Annotated in this window: 14 protein-coding genes; all 14 read right to left on the bottom strand. The window is 29.9% G+C overall.

The window, feature by feature from the left end; genetic code table 4:
* Positions 1–35: 35 nt before the first annotated feature.
* The 14 genes from msrA to ACJA23_RS02275 all read right to left on the bottom strand — a co-directional run bounded on the left by msrA (position 36) and on the right by ACJA23_RS02275 (position 24,489).
* Positions 36–506 (bottom strand): peptide-methionine (S)-S-oxide reductase MsrA, encoded by a 471-nt coding sequence (gene msrA, locus ACJA23_RS02340; RefSeq protein ID WP_406613631.1) that lies wholly within the window; start codon positions 504–506, stop codon positions 36–38.
* Between the two features lie 65 nt (positions 507–571).
* Positions 572–784 carry a 50S ribosomal protein L31 gene (gene rpmE / locus ACJA23_RS02335; protein WP_406613629.1) on the bottom strand — a complete coding sequence of 71 codons (213 nt, stop codon included), beginning with the start codon at positions 782–784 and terminating at the stop codon, positions 572–574.
* Between the two features lie 25 nt (positions 785–809).
* Positions 810–1,409: a 30S ribosomal protein S4 gene (gene rpsD / locus ACJA23_RS02330; RefSeq protein WP_406613627.1), complete on the bottom strand. Its 600-nt coding sequence runs from the start codon at positions 1,407–1,409 to the stop codon at positions 810–812.
* A 236-nt stretch (positions 1,410–1,645) separates the two neighbouring features.
* Positions 1,646–2,746: a redox-regulated ATPase YchF gene (gene ychF / locus ACJA23_RS02325; RefSeq protein WP_406613625.1), complete on the bottom strand. Its 1,101-nt coding sequence runs from the start codon at positions 2,744–2,746 to the stop codon at positions 1,646–1,648.
* Positions 2,747–2,852: 106 nt separating this feature from the next.
* Positions 2,853–4,808, bottom strand: a complete 1,956-nt coding sequence (locus ACJA23_RS02320; protein WP_406613623.1) for a hypothetical protein — start codon at positions 4,806–4,808, stop codon at positions 2,853–2,855.
* A gap of 10 nt (positions 4,809–4,818) precedes the next feature.
* Positions 4,819–6,138: an ABC transporter ATP-binding protein gene (locus ACJA23_RS02315; RefSeq protein WP_406613621.1), complete on the bottom strand. Its 1,320-nt coding sequence runs from the start codon at positions 6,136–6,138 to the stop codon at positions 4,819–4,821.
* A gap of 2 nt (positions 6,139–6,140) precedes the next feature.
* The gene (locus ACJA23_RS02310) at positions 6,141–7,409 is read right to left on the bottom strand and encodes an ABC transporter ATP-binding protein (protein ID WP_406613619.1); all 1,269 of its coding nucleotides are present in this window, start codon (positions 7,407–7,409) and stop codon (positions 6,141–6,143) included.
* A 10-nt stretch (positions 7,410–7,419) separates the two neighbouring features.
* Positions 7,420–8,454: an ABC transporter permease gene (locus ACJA23_RS02305; RefSeq protein WP_406613617.1), complete on the bottom strand. Its 1,035-nt coding sequence runs from the start codon at positions 8,452–8,454 to the stop codon at positions 7,420–7,422.
* Positions 8,454–9,497 carry an ABC transporter permease gene (locus ACJA23_RS02300; protein WP_406613615.1) on the bottom strand — a complete coding sequence of 348 codons (1,044 nt, stop codon included), beginning with the start codon at positions 9,495–9,497 and terminating at the stop codon, positions 8,454–8,456. The genes ACJA23_RS02305 and ACJA23_RS02300 overlap by 1 nt, the downstream gene beginning before the upstream one ends.
* Positions 9,497–12,859, bottom strand: a complete 3,363-nt coding sequence (locus tag ACJA23_RS02295; protein WP_406613613.1) for a hypothetical protein — start codon at positions 12,857–12,859, stop codon at positions 9,497–9,499. The genes ACJA23_RS02300 and ACJA23_RS02295 overlap by 1 nt, the downstream gene beginning before the upstream one ends.
* Before the next feature lie 12 nt (positions 12,860–12,871).
* The gene (locus tag ACJA23_RS02290; RefSeq protein WP_406613612.1) at positions 12,872–18,514 is read right to left on the bottom strand and encodes a PDxFFG protein; all 5,643 of its coding nucleotides are present in this window, start codon (positions 18,512–18,514) and stop codon (positions 12,872–12,874) included.
* 143 nt (positions 18,515–18,657) lie between these two features.
* On the bottom strand, positions 18,658–19,539 hold the full coding sequence (gene tsf, locus ACJA23_RS02285) for a translation elongation factor Ts (RefSeq protein WP_406613610.1): 882 nt from the start codon (positions 19,537–19,539) through the stop codon (positions 18,658–18,660).
* A 45-nt stretch (positions 19,540–19,584) separates the two neighbouring features.
* Complete coding sequence (rpsB, locus tag ACJA23_RS02280; RefSeq protein ID WP_406613608.1) at positions 19,585–20,373, bottom strand: 30S ribosomal protein S2; 789 nt, start codon at positions 20,371–20,373, stop codon at positions 19,585–19,587.
* A gap of 555 nt (positions 20,374–20,928) precedes the next feature.
* On the bottom strand, positions 20,929–24,489 hold the full coding sequence (locus ACJA23_RS02275; RefSeq protein ID WP_406613606.1) for an MIP family Ig-specific serine endopeptidase: 3,561 nt from the start codon (positions 24,487–24,489) through the stop codon (positions 20,929–20,931).
* Between the last annotated feature and the right edge of the window lie 160 nt (positions 24,490–24,649).

Genomic DNA, 24,649 nt, shown 5'->3' with positions numbered 1-24,649 from the left:
AAAATAGACATAGATTAGCTATGTCTATTTTTTTATTAAAACTTAATGTGGCATTCAACTGTTGGATTTTTATCACTGTAATCTTGATGGTATTCTTCAGCTAAATAGTAGTTTTGGAGTGGCAAAACTTCTGTTACTACTTTTTTGTTATAGTTAGCTTGAAGTTTTTCAATTGTTTTTAAAATAACTTCCTTATCGCTTTCGATTTCATAATAAATTCCATTACGGTATTGAGTTCCGTGGTCTGGACCTTGGAAATTTAGCGCTGTTGGATCAATTACTTTAAATAAAGTTTTGATGATTTGTTCTAAACTAATTTGGTCTTCATAGTAGTATACTTCTACCATTTCAGCTGCATTAGTTTCACCTGTACAAACTAGTTTGTAACTAGGGTTTTCTACTTTTGAATTTCCATAGCCAACTGTAGTAAATCTAATACCTTGGATTGTTTTAAAGTATCCTTGCACACCTCAAAAACAACCACCTGCTAGATAAATTCTTTTCATAATTATTCCTCTAATCCTCTAAAAATAAAAATCATAGCTATAGAAATAGCTATGCTAAAAATCAATTATTTTTGTGATTTTTTTTCAAGACGTTTGTTGAATTTATCAATTCTACCTGTTGCTTTAGCTTGAGTTCTGCTTCCTGTGTAAACAGGGTGGCAACCTGAACATACGTCTACTGTAAAACTTTTACGTGTTGAGTGAAATTTGAATTCTTTAGAACATGTTGAACATTTAACATTAACTTCATGATAAGCTGGGTGAATATCTTTTTTCATAATTTAATTCTCCAATTTCTAGTTACTATTTTGAGTAGAACTCAACAATCAGTGCATCTTTAATTTCTGTGTGTACTTCTGTTCTTTCAGGAAGTCTATCTAAAGTAACTGTGAAGTCTTTTCTTGTTAATCATGCTGATGGTGTTCTGTTTTCTAAAGCTTCTTTAACTTGTTTGTTGTTTCTTGAAGCTTCTTTTAATTCAATTTTATCCCCTAAAGAAATTGACATTGAGGCAATGTTTGCTTTTTCACCATTCAATGTGAAATGTCCGTGTGATACTAATTGACGAGCTTGTCTTCTTGTTTGTGTGAATCCAGCTCTGTAAACTACTGAATCAAAACGTGATTCTAGTAATTGTAGTAACACTGTACCTGTAACCCCTGGTGTTTTAACAGCTTTTTCAAAAACTCTTCTTAATTGTTTTTCTGTTAAACCGAACATGTATTTAACTTTTTGTTTTTCATATAAGTGTAAACCGTAGTCTGAAAGTTTTACTCTTCTGTTTCCGTGTTGACCTGGTGCGTATTCTCTTTTTCTTCCTTTAGAAAATTCTTTACCTGTTTCTAAAAGAGAGAAACCATAACGACGTGATTTCTTGAACACTGGTCCTGTGTATCTTGACATATTTTCCTCTTTCTGCATATAATAGAGGGATTATTTCCAATTGGGGAAATTTAACTTAATACTTTCAGCCCTTAGCAGCTTGCTTACTAGTAAATTGTTACACAAGTTAAATTTTAATTCCAATCATAATAATCTGCTGTTATTTATGCTTATAAATTTTAACACAATAAGTTTAAATAAAAAGCTATAAATAAATAATTTATAGCCTGTATTTTCAGCGTTTTAGTATTTTAGAATTATTTTCCGAATTTAAAGTGACAAATATCACCATCTTTCATTATGTAGGTTCTACCTTCTTGTCTTAATTTTCCAGCTGCTTTAGCTCCAGCTTCGCCACCATAACTAATGTAGTCATCAAATGAAATAACTTCAGCTTTAATAAATTTTTTCTCAAAGTCAGTATGAATCACCCCAGCACATTTAGGTGCTCCTCAACCTTTATAATACACCCATGCTCTAGCTTCAACTACACCAGCTGTAAAGTAAGTTTCTAAATTTAATAAATCAAATGCTTCACGAGTTAAAACATCTAATCCACTAACTTCAATTCCATACATGTTTAATAATTCCATTTTTTCAGCTTCATCTTGTACTTCAATTAATTCGCTTTCTAATTGAACACAAATTGGTAGTAGTTTTTTGTTTGCTTCTAGTGAATTCTTTAGTGAACTAAATAATGGATCATTTTGGTAATTAGCAAATTGTTCATTGCTTAAGTTTGCTACATAAATAATTGGTTTGAATGTCAATAAATGATACCCCTTGATGTATTTAATTTCATTTTCATCAAGGTCAACTTTTCTAGCAGGAATATTTTGTTCTAGTGCTTGTTTAATTTTGGTTGCAGCAGCTTGTTCTATTAAACCTTCTTTATCACCAGCTTTAGCTTTTTTGGCTACACGATTTAAAACATTATTAATTGTTTCTAAATCAGCTAATAACAATTCATAGTTAATAATTTCTTTATCCCTAACTGGATCTACACTATTAGCCACGTGCATAATATTCTTGTTTTCAAAACATCTAATAACATGAATTATTGCATCAACTTCACGAATATTTGCTAAAAATTTGTTCCCAAGACCTTCACCTTTTGAAGCTCCTTGAACTAATCCAGCAATATCCACAAAATCAAAAGTTGCATAAATGATTTTTTCAGGATTAATTAATTTTGCAATTTGTTGTAAACGTTTATCAACCAATGGAACTGATGAAATATTAGGTTCAATAGTTGTAAAAGCATAGTTACTTGCTTCTACTTGTTTTTTAGTAATCGCACTAAATAGTGTACTTTTTCCAACATTTGGTAATCCGACAATACCAGCTTTTAAAGCCATATTTCCTCCTAGCAATTTAGTTATTATATTTTACAAGATTTTTAATTTTCTCGATAAATAAAGTCTTAAAGCATAAAAAACAAGCACATAAGTGCTTGTGAGTTAATTAGATATCAACAGATGATCTATTTGCTGGTCTTGTATCAGAATCTAATTTCTTAATATAGTTGTAGAAGAAGATACCGTTTGGAATTGGTGTTATTTGTCTAATTCCTGCAACGTTGTTAGGAACTTCTGGACCTATTAATGTATCTAGCATAGCTTGGTCAGTTAGATTATATAATGCTGCAAAGTAGAATGCAGCAGCTAATTTATTTGCATGACCAATAGTGAATCTATCATCATTTTTTAGTTTAGTTGGATCAACTGAGTATCCTGAAATTCTACCTGCTAGTGGATTATCGTTATTTGTAGCTGTATATTTGAAAATTGTACCTTTGCTTGGGTCAACATTTAAGATTTTTTCACTAAATGCATTTGCAAAAGCGTCATATGCTGCTTTAGTTTTTTCGTTTGTAAATAAGAATGGTAGAGGTTTTAAATTTTCTTTTAGATACACAACGGTTGAAGGTGTATTTATAAGTGTTTTCTTATCTGTTGGACTAGCAGTTTCTTCATTAAATTTAAGAGGTTCTCAATATTTTGTAGGTTGTCCTGAAGCGTTAATTGTAATATTGGTATAGTTGTTGAATATTAATTTTCATCTAAAGAATGGATTTAGTGAAAACTTAATAAAATAAACTTCTGGCATTTTAGCCATTAATGCTTTGATTGAGTTTACTGTTTCATCTGAAACAGATGCAGTATTTTCTGAATTATTCGCATTTGCAGGTTCAGCTGCTGTATTAGTAGCTATAGCTGTTCCTGGCTGCATTGGGGCAGCTGCTGAACTTTCATTTGAATTTGATGCTGGTGTATTTGAATTACTTGAACTTGTTTCAGCTATGAATTTTTCTATATTAACAAGCGCTAAAGTTTCAGTTAGTTTATCTTTGTAATCTTTATAAGAATCTTGAGTTAATCATAAGTTTTTATCTAATTCTTCTTTGTAATATGTTGCAATTACTTGGTAAATTGGTAGTAAAAGTTTTGTTTTATCATAGAAATATTTTTCAACTAGTGCTTTAACACCATCGATACCTTCTTGAATTTTAGCCACCGTGTTTGGTACTCTTTTGTCTCTTGGTTCTGACATAAATCCATAGTTTGCAGTTCCGAATTTTTTAAATTCAGTGTTAAATTCATCAAATAATTGAGCATTTTTTCTGTCTGTAATAAATAACGGACCAACAACTGCCTTAATAACTGAATTACTTGTTAAAAGATCGAATTTACCTGATGCATTTTTTGCATATACTTCAATAATATTAACAATCTCTGAAACTCAATTTCTTAATGCAATCAGCTCATAGTATTTCTCAAATAGCTCTTTATGTTCATTGTATTTAGTGATTTGAGCATCAATTTTAGCTTCAGCGGCATCAAATTCTTCTTGTGAACTATCTGCTGTAATTGAATCAAGTGACAAGTAATCATTAATTAATTCATCATTATAAAATGAGTTTGTAAATGATGAAGTTTTTATAAATAGGTCTCTTAATTGTAATGCTTTAGTTACAACTTTTTGTTGTCTAGCGTCTAATTCTTGTTTAGCATGAATAGCAGCTTCTAAGGCTTTTTGAACTTTAGTTAATGCAGCTTGTAATTCTTCTAAACTTTGATTTTCTTTAGCTAATAAACCTTCAGCTTCAGTATAAGCTTCTTCTAGTTTTGTTTTTTCTGCTTCAAATTTGCTATATTTAGCAACTTCATCTGTTTTAGCAGAAATTAGTGTGCTTAAACTAGCTCTAGCATTATCTTCATTAGCTTTTCTTTCAGCTTCCATTCTAGCTTTTTCGGCCTCAGCTTCTCTTGCTAGTCTAGCTCTTTTTTCTTCTTCTGTTTCAGCTTTTGGCTGAGTTTGACTATTAGTTTGGGTAGGATCTTGACACGCTACAACAGTTAAAGGAACTGATGCAGTAAGTGCCGATGAAACTAATAGTAATGTTCTTTTTAATTTCATTTTTCTCCTTTTATTCGTAGATACCTTGTTTTCATTTATTAACTTCTTCTTCTGTTCCTAAAACATAGTGATCATCGTTAATTTTAATTCATTCAGGTTGTATAGTATCGTTATAACCGTGAATTTGTGGATTATAGACATAACCAATTAAACTTCCTTTTGTTCCTTCAATTGATGGAACTGCATCTAGTAAGCTTTTGGTGTAAGGATGAAGTGAATGGTGAGCTATTTCTTTTGTAGAACCTATTTCTAGTAATCTACCTTTGTTCATAACAGCGATTCGATCAGAAATATATTCAACCATTCTTAAGTCGTGAGCGATAAATAAGATTGTTAAATTATATTTTTCTTTTAGGTCGTTAAATATATTAACTACTTGTGCTTGGATTGAAACGTCTAACGCAGAAATGGGCTCATCAGCAATTAACAATTGCGGTCTAAGTACTACAGCACGTGAAATACCAATTCTTTGTTGTTGTCCACCACTAAACTCCAGTGGATAACGACGCATCACACTTTCATCAAGTCCAACGCTTTTTAAAATATCTCTAACTAAAAATCTCTTACATTCTTTTTCTGAAAGTTTGTTTAATTTATCACGCTCAATTTTTTGTTCTTGTAAGTAAGTTAAAGCTTCTAAATCATTATTATCTTCTAAATCTAAAGCTAACTTTACATATAAAGCATCATAAGCTTCATTTTCGTTTGTTGCAATTTTAGTATTTAACTCTGTTAAATATTTAAAGTGGAATTTTGGGTGTGTTTTATGTCTAATAAAGTGTCTATATAGGTATTTTTGAACTTCTTGATCAAAGTTATATAGATAAATTTCTTTAGAGTTTTTAGTATTATCTAACCCTTCAGAAACAACTGATTCAACATTAATATGTGGATTTAGTGAGTTAGCTGGATCTTGGAAAATCATTTGCACTTTATTAACCATAAAGTTTAAGATTTCCTTATACTCTTTTAATTTCTTACCAGTTTTAATTCCTCTTTTTAATTGCTTTGGTAAGGTTTTATCAAGTAATTTGATTTCACCAAAACTATAAGGAACTAGTCCAACTAGTGTTTTACCAATGGTACTTTTACCACTACCACTTTCACCAACTAGTCCTAAAACTTCACCACTATAGATGTTTAAGTTAAAGTCATTTACAGCTCTAAATGCTTTAGTTCCTCTTCCGTAAGTAATATCAACATTTCTTAAAGAAACTAGAATCTCTTCTCCGTTTTTTGGAGTTAACATTTCTTTAGTTCCTTTTAATGGTTCTCTTAGATAGTATTTTTTACCAAAAATAGTTTTTTTAGTTTCAATATATGCAGCCATAATTATTTAGCTTTATAAACAACTTTTGTGCTACCATCTTTTACACTAGTAGCTATAACTTGCTTGATTTGGTTTTTAGCTAAATACTCCTTTCACATTTTTTGTATTAAGTGAGGTGGTTGATATTTTGGTGCATTAACATCTAATAAAGCAGATTTAACACGGTGAGTTTCACTTACATAATAAAAACCAGGTTCTTCAACAAAATCATTACTTAAAGCGTAGTTATTTCTAGGAGCGAATGCATCTCCGACAATATTATTTAAGTTAGCAGGAACACTACCACGAATAGTTTCTAATCTTTCACCATTATTTAAATCAGGCATTGATAAAATTAATCCTCAAGTATAAGGGTGTTGTGGGAAACCTAAAATTTCTCTAGCAGTTCCTTCTTCAATAATTTGTCCAGCATACATAATAGAAATGTAATCACTAATTGAAGCTACTACACCTAAGTCGTGAGTAATGAAAACAATTGATAACTTAAGTTTTTCTTGTAAATCTTTAATAACATCTAAAACTAATGCTTGCACAGTTGGGTCTAGCGCAGTGGTTGGCTCATCCATAACTAAAATTTTAGGTTCAAGTGTAACAATAGCAGCAATAACTACACGCTGAATCATACCCCCACTCATTTCATGTGGATATAAGTTCATTACAGCTTCTGGATCATTAATTTTAGTTAGTTTTAAGTATTCTATGGCCCTATCGTATGCTTCTTTTTTAGTTTTAACTACTTTATTAATTAGCATACCTTCCATAATTTGTTTACCAACTTTCATAGTTGGATTTAAAGTTGACATAGGGTTTTGAAATACTGCTGATACGATTTTTCCACGGTATTGAGAGTTTTCTCAATTTCTAAAGCTAAATTTTTCAACATTATTGTTGTATAGTTTAACTTCACCTTTATCAATAACAGCATTATCTCCAGTTAGTCCGTATAAAAGTGAGGTAATAACACTTTTACCACTACCACTTTCTCCGATGATAGCGTGTACTTTTCCTTCATAGATTTTAATACTTGGTCCACGTAGGACTAAGTTTTTTTCACCTGGACGAGCTGGGTTAGTAAATGATAAGTAAATATCATTAATTTCAGCAGCTATTTTTAATTTTTCACCAGTTGAAAATTCTTGATATTGGACATCTTTGTAAAATTCATCTCAATCAAAGTTTTGTCTTTGATTTCTTAAAAATGGAATAAATCTTTTAACTCTTTGTAAGAAGCTACTTTTAGCTTTATTAGTTTCTAAATTAGCTTTTTTCATATAGCTCCTTTTATTTTTGTCTTCTTAAAGCATCTTGAATGCTTGATCCAATAAATTGCACACAAGTAGTAATTGTAACTAAGAAGAATGCTGGCACAAAAACATATCTTAAGTATGTTGGGAATAGTTTTTGTCCTTCTGAAATTAAGTTCCCTAAGGTTGGAACATCATCGATTGCTAGTCCAATAAATGCTAGTGAAGTTTCACTTAAAATAACACCAGGAATAGTAAAAACTAATTGTGTAATTAAAATTGGAATAATTACAGGTACATAGTTTTTTAAGATTTTATAAGTTGGAGTTCCTAGCACTTTTGAGGCTGCTACTCATTCAAAGTTTCTCGCACGTTTTACCTGTGCTCTAATTTGGTTAGCCATACCGATTCAACCAGTCATTGATAAGGTTAAAGCAATAACTCAGAAGCTTGGACTTAGAATAATGGTTAATAAAATCAAGATGATAATGTTAGGTACAACTGAAATAACTTTAATTACAAAAGTCATAACTCTATCAAATCTCTCAAATTGTCCCATCATAATTCCAATAGCTAAACCAATCATAATTTCGATAGTTGTAACAACTAACGATAAAGCTAGTGAGTATCTAAGACCTCACCATAATCTAGCTCAAAGATCTCTACCAACTGCATCAGTACCTAAAATATGATGAATTCCATTGTTATCATATTCGTTAAATGTTAAGTTTTTAGACATAACATTTGAAATTGTAGGATCAGGAGTAGTAAATGGCACGATAATAGCTAACGATACAATTAAAAATAAAGTAACTAAACCAAATACTCCAAAAAAACTTCTTGAATAACGGTGAATAAATTCTTTAAATAAGCTAGTTTGTGGACTTAAGTGTTGAGATTCGTTGTACTCAAAAGCATCTCCAATAATTTGTCATGCTTTGTGGTTAAATGGTGATACAAAAGCGTTTGGGTGTGGGCTATCGCTATATTTTTGATTAGTTTGTTCTTGAGCTTGAAGTTTGTAATAACGCTGTAAAAATCAGTTTCAAACTTTTTGTTTAAACTTTTGCATTACGCACCTCTCCTTCTAACTCTTGGATCGATAGCTTCATAAAGAATATCTCTTGTTGCAAATGAAAGTGTAGTAAGTAGTGAGAAAATTACCACGATAAATAAAATAACATTATAGTCTTTTGACTGAATTGCTTGTAGTAATGTTGCTCCTCCACCAGGGATGAAGAAGATTTGTTCAATAAACACACTACCAATAAAAGAACCAAAAATAACAGCTGGTAAGAAAGTAGCGATTGGGAATAAAGCTGGTTTTAGTGCATGTTTTCACACAAAACGGTTTTTAGTTACACCTTTTAAGTAAGCAAATTTGGCATGAACTGAGTGTAGTTCACGGTTTAATTCAGTACGGATGTACTTAATGTAAACAATAATACTTCCAAGTGATAAAGCTAAACCAGGTAGGATGTATGATAGGAAGTTTCTTTGGTCAAAGATATATGGCAATCCAATTAAACGGCCTATAAAGACTAGTAGTAAAGCAAAAACAATTGATGGAATAGAAGAAAAGATACTTACGATAACACTTGAAACAACATCTACTACACCACCTGGGTTTTTACCAACCCATACACCAATTGAAATTCCGAGCACAATAGTTAAAACCACACTAAAAATTCCAACTAAAAATGACATATAGAAACGCTCTCAAATAAAAGCATTAATTTCTTGACGTGGAAATAGTGATAGTGAAATACCAAAATCCCCACTAAATAGGTTTTTTAGGTAAATAAAGTACCTTTGAATTAATGGTAAATCTAAATTATATTGAGCTTCAATAGCTTTTCTTAATTCTGAATCTTTAATTTGGCTTGTTAAAGTAGTTGAACCAGGAATGATATTAATTAAAAAGAAAGTAATTGAAATAGCAATAAGTCCGATGATTAGAAACTCTAGTAATGTAGTGATAAATCTAGTTGTACTTTGTAAAAATGGCGAGTTAATTGATGTTAACTTTTCAATAAAACTTTTATCTTCGTTTCTCTTGTTACTAAAAATTATTTTATTATCGCTAATTATATATTTTGGTTGTTTTTGTTTCATTAACCTACTCCATTTCCGATATTTGTAGGAAGTCCTGGTCTTGGTGGTCTAGTGATATCATAAGCGTATTGAAGGTCGAAAGTATATAGTGATGAAACACCTCCTACTTTACTTACTTCTCAGTTAGTATCAACTTCCATAAGTGGTGCAACAGGAGCTGCATCACGTAAGATTTTTTCAAAAGTTCCAATTAAAGAATAAATATAGTCTTGTGCTCAACCTTGTTTTGCTTCTTCAGTTGTAAAGTTTCCTGAGAAAAACGAACTTAAACGGTCTGAATATTGTTGCACTGATTCATCATTTTTTTGTAGTGATAAATCAATAGCTTTACTTCATAAGTCTAATTCTTTAGCTTCAGTATTTCCATTTGCATCTTGTTTATTGATTTTAATATTTGGTTCAATTAATCTAGCTCTAGTTTCACTAGTATGAGTTAAAAAGTCTTCTAAAGTATACTTATCAACAAAAATATTAACTGTAGCTTGTTCTAATTTAGCACGCTTAATATTTGGGTTTTTAGCAATTAAATAATATAGAAGATTTTTAGCCATTTGTTCACTTGCGTAGTTGTTTTTGTCTTTTTTAAGCTCACCTAAAATAAAGTTAATGTTTTTGTTTACAAATGTAACAATAGCTACTAAATCATTTTCATTTTGTTTTTGAGCTGCTATTGCTTTTTCAAATTGGCTATTTAATTCAGCGTTTTGGTTAATTATGTTTCTAATTGCATCCACTTGTGTTTTAGTTGCATTCTCATATGAACCACCATATAGTTTATCAACTAATAATTTGACAAAGTAATCAGCATAAATAAATCCACCACTAGGATTATCTTTGAATCCGAATGTAATTCCATCAATTTGATTTAACCCATCACGTCTAAAGAATGCTGATATATAGTCTTGTGGTGCGTTTCCACCGATTTTATCATAGTTTTGGTACACGAAGTCAAATTGTCCTTCTTCATAAAATGAAGCAAACACTTGATCTGGTAGACTCTTAATTTCAACTTGAATAAATCCACCACTCATGTATTCGATTTTTTCTTTTAAGAATAATCCAGCTTTTCTTTGTTCATCACTTGAGTTATTTAAGTATCTTAAAGTAATACCTTGAACATTTGGGTGTGATTTTTTGAACTGATTTAAGTAGAATTTAGCGGTATTTAAGTCATAAAGGTTATCGTGACGTACTGTTTTTTCAAAGTTATATGACTTAGCTAAGTGTAATAAGAAATCGTAGTTAATTAGTGGATAAGAAACGAATTTATTTGGCGCTTTTGGATCTGGAACTAAAGTTCCTGTTTCTTTGTTGTTAAAAAACATTTCTAGGTTTCTACCGTCAAATGTTTTATACTGACCAAAAGCAGTTCAAATATTAACTGGGAATGAGAATTCTCAACCTACGTATCTTAACATTTCTTCACGGTTTAACGCGTAATAAATTGCGTTTCTGATGTTTTGATCTTGGATGTAGCTATTTCCGTTACTTTCTTTATCTAGATTAAATCCTAGTCCAATAGTTCCATAACCTGTATTTTTCTTTAAGTACTTACGTGTAGTAGCACTTGATCAAAATTGGTTAATTTTAGTTCCTGGAACTTGTGCTTGAGAAATGATGTTATCTTCAAAGAAAATAGTGTTAATGTTAGGGTCGGTTGTAAATAAAATCTTAATTGTATTTGGAATAACATTATCTACATTGTAGTAATCTTTGTTTTTTAATAGATACATATATCCTTGAGGACCTAAAATAAAACGTTCTTTATCTAGTAAAAATGGACCAGTAGTTAAGAAATTATCTTTATTAATTCCGTAGTTTAAGATTCCACCAGCTTCAGTTTCAACATATTTACGGTTAATTGGGAATAACTGCATTAAAACATGAGTTAATAAGAAACTTAAATCTGGGGTTTTATTTTCGTTGAAAATAGCAGTAAATCCATACTTATTGTATGAAAGTTGTCTAGCACTAGTTTCTAAGCTACTTGGTAGTTCTGTAACGTTATTTTTTGTAACACTAAAAGTTTGATAAGGATTTACAAAAACATTTTTAACTAGCATAATTTCAACTACTGTACCATTTTTATTTAGTAGTTTAAATGGTTGAATTTTCTTATCTAAGCTAAAGTTTGGATTTAATTCTAAACTGTTACTTACTTCTTCATTAGAATAATCTAAAAAGTATTGTCCAGTGTATAAACCAAATTTTAAAGCAGCCTCTTTTATATTATTTACTTGTTCTAAATCGCTTTGGTCTTCTTTTTGACTATCTCATACGCTTGCGTATGGGTTTTGTACATAACCAACTAGAGAATTAAATTGTTTAGATAAGCTTTCGACTAAATCTTTAGTTTCTTCAGTTGCAACTAATGAGGTTAAAAAGTTAGCTGCATTAGTTAAACTTTCTTTATAAATGTTGCTATATGCTTTAACTAAAGCACTGAAGTTTTCGTCATTTTCGGTTGAAAAGTAAGTTTCAAATTTACTTGCAAAATTACTAAAACTAGCATCATTAAACCCTAGTTTAACTAATTCCTTTGCGTGTGATACTAAAAATTCATCTTTTTTAGTTATATATTCGTGTCTTCCTCATGGGTTTTTGTAAAACTTACCATGTTGTTTGTTGTATTCAACTTGGGCATTAATAAATTCTTCAGCATTTCTAAAAGCCATTTTCTTGATTTGGTCGAATTTTTCAGATCCATTATTGTAATCTAAAATGTATTCAATGTAATCACGTATGTCTTGTGCTGAAACAATATCACCGTTGCTTCAGACGTTTTTACCTTCATTTACAAAGCCAGTTACAGCCATATAGTTATTGGTGTTTTTAGGGTTATGGAACGCATAAACTGATGCACCTTTTTTAACGTCATCACCGACACTATTTTTACCTAATCCACCGTAAATACTAAAATCGTGAAGTCCGTATGAGCTTCCTTGCACATTACCAAATCCGCCTTCGCTATTTAAACTTGAAGTTGAATTTGGATCATTTGGATTTTTCTTGGTGCTATTAAAGAAAGCGTCAAAATTTGATGAATCTTTAGATCTTCTAGTATCTACTAATACGAAATTGTATTTTTGAGGCACTAATAATGATTTTAAATCTTCATTTGGTCCATTTTTTAAGAAAACTTCAACTAAAGCTGGTGTTACCTTATTCATTGAATTTCTTAACACATAATTTAAGTTATTAATAGGTTCAGAAGCTAAACCTAAATCATAATCAATAATGTTATTTGTTTGCTCTAAAGTAGTTTGTTCTTTAGTTGTTTGACAAGCAACTAATGGCATAATTGCACTAGCACTACCAAAAGCTAAAAAACCTTGCATTAAAATTTTTGATTTTGTTTTCATTTTGCCTCCTTCCTATCCTAGTGTGTTAAATTGATAATCAATTACGATAGTTGCTTTATCAACTACTTTACCGTTTTGATCTTTAATAGTATTTGCAGCTGAAACATTGATTGGTGATTGGCTTACTAATTTACCATTTTCAGCTATTTTTTGTAAACTTCCAGTATTAGCTTTTGCTACAAAATTACCATTTTTATCAACAAATTCAATTGCATAAGCTGATTTTGGTTTTAGTTTCTTTTGATCACGATACTTACCAGCTAGAATGTAATCACTCATTCATGAAATATATCCATAGCTTTCTAAAGTACGTTTTGAATTTTGATCAGCTTGTTTTTCTAATCAGAATAAATTATTAGTATTTTGAATATTAACAGCTAAAGTTTGTACATCGTTTGCATCATCAATATTTGTAAATTTAATAAATAATCCACCGTTATTTACAGCTTTTTTGATTGCATCAGTGTTTTCTAAAAATCCATATAAAGAAATCGCATCTAGTTCTTTATTTCTGTACACACTTGAAATGTTTCTATTTCCAACTCCATAGTTTAATAACTGAGACACAAAGAATGCTTCAGGAACATTTGAAACATAATCAGTTCCATTAAAGTGTTTTAGTCTTCTTTGATTTTGTGGGATTTCAACAGGTGTACCATCATCTTTATAAAGTGGCATATTAATTTTATCTTTTTGGAATCTGTCGCTAAAGTAACCGTTAGATTTAGTTATAAATTGACCAAAGTAGTTTGATTGTCTTTCATTTGTTTGGTCTGAAGTTAGCACATTTTTGTTTAATTTAGCACTAGCTAATCATTCTAAACGAAGTTTAGATGAGATATTTTTTACTTTTTGAGCTACTTCACCTCTTTTTAGAATTGAAGCTTGGATTAACTGTCTGTTAGTGTCAAATTTTTTAGTTACTTCAGAAATTTTGTTAATAATTGCAAATTTTCCTAAACCACTAGTTGCGTTTAATTGTTTGTTTAATTCAACTAATTCATCTTGTAGTTTTCTGTTTTCTGTTCTAACAACTTGTTCATCATTTAAGATTTTTACTCTTTCTAAAAATAGCTCGTTTAAATCTTTTTTCATTTTTTCAGCGTACGGAGCGTATGTATTAGTTAAAGTAGCTACCATTTCACCTTCTAAAATATCTTTGTGTGAGTTTTTTAAATCATTAATAAAGTTAATTTGAGTAGCATCAACTATGTAATCTAAACCAGTAAGTGATTCAGAAACATTATTTAAGTAATTTGGTAAGTTTCCGAAATTATCTCAGTTAGGTACATATGTAGTTTGTACATAATCACGAGTTAAAGTTTCAGCAAATGAGAAAATATAGTCAGTCATTTTATCTTGAATTAATGTTTCAATTCTTGATAAGTTGTAGTTTAAGAAGTCATTTGAAGGTAACCCTGTACCTAAAACTGAATATTCAAAATCGCTTAAAAATCCATTTACATCTTTACCAAAGTTTTTTAGTCAGAAAGTATTACCTAAAAAGTTAAATAAGTCATTTGTATTTAATGATTTAATATCTTCTTGTTCGGTTAATCCTAATTCAATAACAAAACTATCAACTAACTCTTGAAGTTTTTCAATAGTCATAGTTTGCTTTTGAATTCCTTCATCTAAAGCATTATAAGCTTCATTGCTTTCAACATAGTTTTGAGCAAATTTAGGATCTAAAATTGTGATACCAAATTCTTGAGATAAAATAGCTCTATTTTCAATTAAACCGTGAGTTTTAGTTCCATCTGCTTTTGGTTGAGAAACTATACTAAAGTCTTTAACACTTCATAATAAGTTAGAGTTTCTAAATAGTTTTAGAATGTAGTTAGCTAGGTTTTGTTCGCTTTGTATCACTTGTTCAAGTGCTTTTGCTTCTTCTGGTTTATTTTGAGTTTTAGCTGCTTCAATTTTGGTTTGTAGTTTTTGTTTTAGAGTTTCAAAGTTAAATTTAGATTTGGCATAATCGACATCCACATTGTAAATTGGGTTGTTATTTGCATCTACACCACTAAATTTAATTTTTGAATAATCAATAGAAAACATATCAAACATATCTTTTAATGAGTTAAATTTTAATCCATCTAATTTTACGTTCGTAGTTGCATCATTTACCTGAGTAAAGTTGTTAAATGAGCTAATTAAAAGATCATCAATACCTACATTTGTAATATTTCTATTTGCAAGTAAACGGTTAATATCTGAAGGAACTACAACAAAAGTATTTGTTGGTGTATCTGTTGTTAAGTTTGGATTATTTGCATCTAAATATTTAATAAATCTACTTTGACCAGTAAATCCTAAAAATATTGGGAATGTAAATGAAAATGGAGCTTGTCCGTATGGAATTTTTAATTCGTATTGTTCAGCTAAAGCTCTTAAACGTGGAATTCTTTGGCTAGCTAGTTCACTAAAACCTATTTTGGCAAAGTATGGAAATGTGTAAGTTGCACTAAAGTTCGAATCTGCTGCTTTAAAAGCGAATGTAGCGTTAGCTCCTGAAAATGTTCCACCAGTTCTAAAAGCTGGATCTTTAGCATATGTATCATTTGGGTATAGTCTTTTTAAAGCGTCCACTGTAGTTTTAATTTCACTGTCTCTAGAAGCTAAAAAGCTATTAAAACCAATTAATAAGTTTTGAACTTGAGTACTTAATGTATCTGTTTCATTAATTACATTGTATTGGTAGGCGCTACGTTCTTTACCGTTTAAGGTAAAACTATAAAAGTTAGCTTTAGCATCTTTTTCAATTGGGTTTTTTCTTGCTTTAACAACTTCAGCGAATTTAGCTTTATCAACACCTTCTAATAAAGTTGTAAAACTAATACTTGGTTTTCCTGAAATTGAGGTAGCGTTATTATTTCAACCTGAATAGAACTGGTTTGCATCAATTAAGTTTTTAATACTGTCTGTGATAATTTTTACTTGTTCTAAAACATATTTTTCACTTTCAGCGCTTAATTTAGTATTTAACGGAACATTAATTACTGGATTGTTGTTTTTATCTTTGATATAAACTTCTTTGACAACTAGTTGTCCGTCCACTCTTTCGCTTTTAATTACGTCAATTAAAACATCTTCTTTATTTGAAGTGTTTTGATCACCTAAAATGGTAAATTTAATTTTATTTCCCATTCCGTCAGTGATGTTTTCTAAAATGTGTTTTGCTGTAACTTTAACAAACTCATTGCTTTGTTTATTATTGATAGTTTTAATAATACCTCTAATAAATGGGTTTAGAGTTCCTGAGTGTCTATCAAAAGCGTTAGCGATGTATAAATCACCTACACGCACATCTCTTAATTTAGCAGCATTAGCTAATGATTCTTCATCTTGTAAGAAACGACGTTCAGGTTTTTCAATAACAGTAAATGGATCAGCACCTTTATATCCGTTTCCTCAAACTAAAGTATCATTTTCAACGACTTTATTACCTTTTAAAGTTTCGTAAATAAAGTTAATAAATTCACCATTTTTATCTTTGTTATCTAAAGCGTCAACTCTTTCAAAATCAAGTCCGGTACGAGCGAATAAGTAGTTTCTTAAAGCATTTTGGTTGTAGTAACTTTGAATATTAGCTCCACCACGAACGTTTAAAGCACCAACGATAACTGAATCAATTGATTCATTAAGGTTTTGAGAACCTTCAAGTGTATAGTGGTGTCCATATTCATGAGCTCCAACGTATTTTAAGAAGTCTGTTGAAATACCTTCGTAGTTTTCGATAAAAGTATTAAGAATAATTGGAAGACCGATTCTATCTCCATCTGATAGTCCTTTATATGGTCCATCAACTACTTTGAATTCATAAAAACCTTGGTTATTAAGTGTTTTTTGAATATGTGGACCATTTAAGTCTTTAAGTAATTGTGGGTATTTTTGAATAACTTTTTCAACTACACCGTTATATACTTCTGTATAAAGTTGGTAAGTTTGTGATTGTAATTTAGATAGTTTATTTCCGTTTTCATCTACAACATTAGGGTTTCCTGGTGCTGATGCAATAATTAATGGATTAATTTTACCTAAATAACCAGCTGCTAGCTTAAATTCCTCAAAACTATTTAGTTGCTCTTGGTTCATATTTGAAGCAAAACTAATTTGTTTAGTTTTGGTTTTATCAGCACTATTTTCTAAAGTTACATTCAAGTTAAAAATATTGTTATTTTTAACAACTTCCATTTTTGTAATTTTGTATTCAACTAAATTGGCATCATTTGGATTTAGTTTTAGTCTATTAAATGCTTGTGCTTGTGAAGCGTAGTATTTAACTGTGTTATCTTTTTGGTAAACAAAAATGTTTTTGTTTGAATTTTCAGTTAAATAAGCATTTATATCATAAAAATCTAAGAAATTAACAATTGAATTTCTTACAGCATTAGCTAAAGTGTTTTCAGTTGCAATATCATATTGATTACGCACATTTTTAGTTAAGTAAAATTCACTTAAAGCAGGGTTATCGCTTTGAGGTGTGTCTTCGAAATTAATTCCTAACGCTAATTCATCATACTCAATAGCTCTAATTCTTTGTTTTGAAACGCTTTTGATTTTTCTTAATTTTAAGTCACTAAATTTAATTTTGTCAAATAATCCAGCATTTTGGTTTTTGAATTCATTAAATTGTTCTTCAGTTAGATTATTTGGCAATATTAAAGTTGCAAAATATTGCTTAGATGAAGCGTTTACACCTAATTCATCACTAGATTCGTTTACAACTGTGTGAGTGTATGCTTCATCTTTATAAGTTAAAAAGCTCATTCCAACTAGTTTTGAAGGCATTGGTATACCTAAAAAACTTTCGATGTTAAAGTCATCGTCTCTACCTCTAGCACGGTCATTATCTGCATGACGCTCATCACGGTCAAAGTTATAACTTTGACTAAATGAACGTTTTTGGTTGTTTTTAACTGCAGTTGCTAGCGGAATGTTGTTTAGAAACTCTTCTAATGTATCAATACTTACATTGTTTTTAAAAGTGGTATAAGCTAATGAATCAGGTCTAAGTCCAGCACCTCCAGCTTCATTGTATAGTGGAAGTGAACCGAAAAATGCATCAGGATAGAATTTAATTTCACTAGATTCTTTACGATCAGTCGCATGGCTACCTAATGTAATTGAGTTACCATTTTGCACAGCACCTCTAACAATCCGGAATGTATTTAAAGTGATAATGTCTGGTCCATAAGCAACATTGTTCATGAATCACTGTGAGAAATCATAAAACTGTTTTGGTTTTACAGCCAAAACATATTCATTTAAGAAACTAAATGAACCGTATTTAATTTTTAATGCGAATTCTTGGTTGAATCTGTTGAAAAAAGCTGCATAAAACTCATCGAATGTGTACTCTTTATTATTGTCTAAAAATTGAAATTTATCAGTTTGTAAGTTATATTTTCCAGCTAATTTCTTAGTATCACCCACTAATACGACGCTAACATCACCTTTGATTTTGTTATTTTCACTATGTATTTTAGTACTTAGTAATTGGTGATCAATCGGAGCGTATGTCCCTAAAACTTCATCAGAGTTTCTAGCATAACCATACATTGCGCCAATAATTGATCCAGAGGCGACTGTTAGAATACCAAGTGAAATTAGTGATTTACCAAGTATACTCATTGGTTTTTTACTTTTTTTCATAGGCTTCCTTTGTAATTTTTCAAACTCATTTAAGTGTGAAAATTAATAAAAAAAGTGTATAAAGTTTAGAGATACGCAGTATCTTTTATTTTTATACACATTTTGTTGTATTTACTTTTTTGTAAAAGTTAGAAATTAATTAATTATTTTTGAACCATTCCTGCAACTTCAGCAGCAAAGTTTGATTCAACTTTTTCAATACCTTCACCAACTTCGTATCTCACTGATGCAACTAGTTTTGAACCGTGGTTTGATAAGTATTTTTCAACAGTTAAACTATCATCAACAACAAAAGCTTGTTTAGCTAAAACAAATTCTGATAATTGTTTATCTAATCAACCTGTTACAATTTTTTCTTGGATTTGTTGAGGTTTTAATGAGAAGTTAGCAGGTTCTTCAAAACCGGCTTTAATTGCTTCAAGTCTATCAACTGGAATTTCTTCAACTAAAGCAAATTCTGGGTTCATAGCTGATACATGCATTGCTACGTTTCTTGCAGCTTCAGTATTTGAACCTTCAACTGTAACAATCGCAGCAACACGGTTATTGATATGTGTATATACTCCTAAAACTTGACCTTCTTGTGTTTTAACTACTTCAACACGACGTAGTGTAATTTTTTCACCAATTGTAGCTGTTGCATTTACTAATGCTTGCTCAATTGTTTCACCGTTAGCTAATTTAACAGTTAAAGCTTGTTCTAAGTTTTGAGCATCTGAATTTAAGATCGCTTGTGGAACTTCCTTAATTAATGAAATAAACATTTCATTTTTAGCAACGAAGTCTGTTTCTGAGTTAATTTCAACCATAACAGCTTTTTTGTCTGTTCCTAGTGCGCTAACTGCACCTTCTGCAGCAACTCTACCTGCTTTTTTAGCAGCTTTAACGATACCGTTTTCTTTTAATCAGTTAATAGCAGCTTCAATATCATATGATGTAGCTTCTAAAGCTTTTTTACAGTCAATTAAAGCTGAATTTGTTCTTTGTCTTAATTCTTTAATTAATTCTAATTTGTTGTCAGCCATGATTACTCCTATAGGTTTTAATGGTTAGATAATTTTAATAATAAATTATTGATTGTTTGCTCTTTGTTGTGATTCTGGTAACACAATAGCTTCATCATCTTGGTAAGCAAATAATTGTGTTCCACCTTTAGCTTTAGCAATAGCATCAGCTAAAACTGTCATAATTAATGTAATTGATTTTGCTGAATCATCGTTAGCAGGAATACCAAAGTCTAAGAAATCTGGATCAGCGTTTGTATCTAAAATACCAATAACTTTGATTTTCTTTCTTCTAGCTTCTTTAACAGCAATAGCATCTTCATTAGGGTCTGCTACGATCATAACTTGTGGTAAACGTTTCATGTTTTTAATACCATCTAAGTTTTTGTGTAGTTTTTCTAATTCTTTTGTAAAGTTTAAAGCTTCTTTTTTGGTGTAACCTTGGAAGTTTTTAGCAGCTTTAGCTTCTAATTCTTCCATCTTTTTAACACGAGACATAATTGTTTCGTTGTTTGTTAATGTTCCACCTAATCATCTTTCTGAAACATAGAATGAATCTGTTCTTAAAGCAGCTTGTTTAACAGCTTCTCTAGCTTGTTTTTTTGTTCCGACAAAGATAAATGAAGCACCTTTAGCAGCTAATTGGTTTACTAATGAGTAAGCGATTTCTAAAAGTTTTTGTGTTTTGATAGCATCAATTATGTGGCTACCTTTGTTTTTCTTGTTAGGAACAATGTATTCCTTCATTTTTGGGTTTCATGCATGTGTTTTGTGTCCGAAGTACACAGCAGCTTCTAATAATTTATTTTTTGAAACAATTGGTTTTTTTTCTTTAATTAATTGTTTTTCTGACATGTTTTTTTAATTATCCTTTTCTTTAGTTTGTTAGTCAATGTAAATGTTTCGAACGCCTAGCACTTAATAATCAAGCACACCCAAGCGAATTCACATTTACAGTTCATTATTCATATGGAAAAATCTACAAAGATTTATATTCTAATAATAATGATCATTTTATAGAGTTTAGACATTTTACTAGTACACTCAAAACTCTTGTAGTTATTTTATCAGATTTTTAATTTATTAAAAAGATGATTTTGTTAATTTTTAGAATATCGCTTAATAATCAGTGTTTAAGTTAAAAAAGCTATATTTTAAACTTTTGTTTTTATCCTAAACTTAGGTTCACCTGGAAGTAAATCTCTTTCATATGTTATTCTTACGACTTCATACAATACCTTTAAATTTAGTCTATTTGAAGCAAGTGTTTTATCTGTGTTTTATAAAATTCCACTAAACAAATATGATTAAAGCCTGCTTTTGTAGTGCTCCTTATGTTATTAAAAAACTGAACCTCATTTTCGATAAATTACGAAGAATGGGGTTCAGTTATGTTCGTTAACTAAATTACTAACTTTGTTTTTGCACCGGAAATAGTCTTGTGCTGTAGTCTTGTCCGTATATTTTTCTAACTTGTCCTAAATATGAACTAGTTTGATTTGGATATTTAGGTAGTGAGTTAATGTAAGGATATTTAATAAAATCGTATTTTAGCTCTGTACCGTTAATTAAATTATATGCATAAATTAAACGGTAATCTCCTGTTCTGATATCAATATCTTGAACAAATGGAGCTCCAAACCCTAAAAATGTTTCAGGTTGTCCGTTATTTGAAACATTTTCATTATTTGCATTGTTTGCTTCTGGGCTATTTGGAGTTGGAGTGCCGAAGTTTGGTATATTCGGTGGAGTTTGTCTATAACCTGCACCTCATAAAATACCTACTGGTAAACCTTGTTGGTCTAAGATAACACTACCACTAGAACCACCTGAAAGAAGCTCGCCATTATTTAAAACATATGTAACACCATGGTAAGCTAGTGGGGTGTCAGCAAATCTAACTGGTTCATCTAATGAATTATTATCATTTTGAAGTGAAATTTTAATGTAATCTGTAAATTCACTAGAAGCTGCATTTCTCTTATTTTTAGCTACACTTGTTCTTAAAACTGGATGAAACACTTCATTATCATATGGGTATGCTGAAATGTAATATTTAGTGTGGAAAGCATATTTAGGTGTATTTAAATAATATTGAACTTCATTAGATAATTGTCTTTTATCTTCATCACTTCCTTGTGGTTCTTGATCTGTAATTATAGTCTTTCTCTCACCGAAATCGTTTAAACCAACTTTATAGTAGTTGCTTCTAATAATTCCTAAAAAAGCTAGGTTGTTATCTGAATAAGGAAAATCAGGTAATGCATTAATCGTATCGTAAATATTTTCTTTACTTACTAGCTTAAATGAATCATCTAGTGCACCGATCATTCTTTTAACATGATTATTAAAGGCTAAAAGTGAGTTTTTATATCACTCATCAACTAAAATATCAACTTGTCCATTTTTAATATGATTTCTGTTTCTTTCGTCATAATCTCTTATTAAAGTTTCATCATCTTTAACTTCATAATCGTACTCAAATACAGCAAAATCTGTATAGTAATTATCTCAAACCGAAGTGTTATCTTTTTTAATGAAATCTTTGGCAACAAAGATTGATCTTGGTAAGTTATTTGAAAAACCGTTATCTGTAAAAACAGTTCCTGAGTTACCTTCAAATCAATTTAATTTTGTTAATTTATTAAGATTATCAATTTTAACGTTATTGTCAAAATCGGCTGTACTATTAGTTTTTAATGCTAATAATTTCTTGCTAATCTCTTTAGATTTTGTTGTATATTCTTGTGCTTTTTCATCGTCAAATAAGTCATTAACAAATCCAAACGTTACTCCAGCTGTTTTTGGTACATTCGGTTGTTTGTACTCATCTAAATCTTTTTCATTTGATAAGTTAGCGATAACATGAACATTAGTTGCAAAAAACAACTTATATTTATTAGGATTGTCTTGATCTCTATGATAGTCGAGTAATCACGCTGAACCTGAAACTGATTTACGATCACTTAAAACAAATTGAACACTTACAGATCTAGCTGCTGCTTTTGCTAGTTGTTGTTTGTTAGTTAAAGCGTCATATTTAGTGTTATATTGTGATTCGCTATATTTATAAATTTTCTTCAAGTTTTCAAGTGATACATTCATTTCGAATGCAGTTAGATCTGAATAAAGATTTATAAGCATACTATAGCCTACAGTATCATCTAGTCTGCTAATTCATTCTTGTGCATATTGTGGATATTGCTCAATAAAATCTTGAATAGCTTGTGTTACTTTCTTTTCTAATGCTAATGAATTTTCTTCATAATTGTAAATTAAAAGTTTTTTATATTCTTTTTCTAAATCTGAAATTGAATGCGCTGGGTTTACATCATAATCATTTTTTAATGAGTGAATTAATTTAGTTAAAGTATCTCTTTTAATATCAAGTGTTTTTTGTGAAATTAATCCTTCAACACGGTCTTTTGCTAATATAAAACTATCAACATCATTTGATTGTCTTAAGTCTTCAATTGCACTATCATTTATATTAAGTCCAGCTGCTTTAATTAATAATTGTTGTTTGCTTGTTTCTAATCTAACATTTAGATTTGAAACTGATTTCGCTAAAGTTGCTTCAGCTTGACTTAATGAATTAGCAAAATTAGTTAAATTATGTTCTTTAAGTCAGTTTGCAAAGTTCTGAATATTAGTTCTTTGAATACTAATACTATTATTTGTTTTAGCTAATTGAAGCAAAATGAATTCTAGTTTAGAATCGCTAATACCTAATCTATCAATGTTTTGTCTAATATATGATATTGTTTGTTGAATTTCTTGTGATTGTTTTTTAATTTCAAATAAATCTCTTGAAATAGCAATAATTTCATCATTTGCCTTTTTCTGTTCAAAATTTAAGGTTGTCAATGTTGTATTGTTAATTGCTAATTGTGCTGTATTTTCAGCTATTTTGTTGGTAAGATTAGCTCTAAATTGTTCTTTGTTAGCTTTATATTTTTTATATTCTTCTAATAAACTGGTTTTATCTTTGATTTGTAATTCAGTATTTTTTAGAACTTTGACAGCATCAAAAATCGCATTAAGTGCGTTTTCTTTCTTATCGTAAAATTCTGCAAATTCCTTTTTCTTTGCTAAATAAACAGCATCTTTATCTCGAAATTCCTTTAAAGCAGCTTTTAAACCATCGATATCTCGAGGATTAGTTTTACTTAATTTTGTATAGTTATCAAAGGCTGTTCTAACATCTTTTCTAGGTGTAACAAGTGTTTTATCCGCTTCTTCAGCTGCTTTATCAGCTTTTTCTTTTTCAGATTTTAATTCTTCTAGATTAGCTTTTTGTTTTTCTAGTTCTGCTTTTAAAGTTTCTAAAGATGCAGTATTTTCAGCTATTTTTGCATCGATATCAACATTCTCTGAACTATTTTGAATTTTAAGAAGTAACTCTTGATAGCTTTGTAAAATTGAGCCTGTTAATTCTTGTTTAATAAATTCAGGTAAATTAGTTACAAATTTAGATAATTCTTTAGTTTTTTCAGTAATTTGGTTTAAAGAATTATCATATTGATCCTTCAATTGTTTAAGTCTTTCAAAACGCTCGTTTTTTAATTCTTGAATTGCACTGACAAAACTTGAATAACTTGTAACGTGACTAAAATCACGCTCCTTATTCATAAAGAGCTTATTATTGTTAGTTATTAGTTTAAGTAATTTGTTAGCTTTTTCAATATTTTGATTATAAGCTTCAATTTTTGTAGAAAGCTGTGCTAAATAATCATTTAATCCTTGTTCATCTAATTGTTTTAAATCATCTGAAAGTAGATTCAATTCTTTAGGTGCTGTTTGAATTTTTTGATTGATTTGTTCAAGTAATAAACTTTTACGACGTTCTTGCTCTGCTTTTTGTTTATTTAATTCACGAGTTTCTTGTGATTCACAAGAAATTAAAGCAAGTGGAGTTAAAACAGAAAGTGAAATAGGAGCAAATAATTTAAAGTATTTTTTATATTTCATCTGATGCAATCTCCTTCACTTTTTATATATTTAATTTTACTATTTATTAACTATATTTTTGAAAAATCTAGCAGTTAAATGAGATTTTTTGGAAATTTTTCAGGTTTAGGTTTTGTGTTTCTGCATAATTTTATTTCAAAACATATTTTTTAACTTAAAG

It is taken from the genome of Mycoplasma corogypsi (assembly GCF_045276875.1).
In the GTDB taxonomy this organism is placed as follows: domain Bacteria; phylum Bacillota_I; class Bacilli_A; order Mycoplasmatales; family Metamycoplasmataceae; genus Mycoplasmopsis; species Mycoplasmopsis corogypsi.
Note: the sequence above shows the minus strand (reverse complement) of the source record. Positions and strands in the feature narration are given on the sequence as shown.